Source organism: Gilvimarinus sp. 1_MG-2023 (assembly GCF_030548285.1).
Genome location: NZ_JAUOSC010001283.1, coordinates 1 through 256, shown reverse-complemented (window position 1 = coordinate 256; position 256 = coordinate 1). Strand labels below are relative to the sequence as shown.

General features: G+C 55.9%; 1 protein-coding gene. It reads left to right on the top strand.

Going from position 1 to position 256, the window contains the following annotated elements:
• A partial coding sequence (locus Q4563_RS21000; RefSeq protein WP_303605901.1) for a hypothetical protein occupies nt 1-256 on the top strand: 256 nt, incomplete at both ends.

Genomic DNA, 256 nt, shown 5'->3' with positions numbered 1-256 from the left:
ACCCAGTTACGCGCCAAGAGTGAAATAATCGAGGCCATCACCGGACTGGATTTCTCCCGTTTTACCAAGTCCATCCTCCTGTCGCAGGGAGAATTTGCCGCCTTTCTGAATGCCAATGCATCCGCCCGTTCGGAGTTACTGGAGGAACTGACCGGCACTGAAATCTACGGTCAGATATCAATGCGGGTGCATGAGCACCATGCCAGCGCCAAGCAGCAACTGGCTGAACTGCACGCCCGGGCTCAAGGGGTGCAAC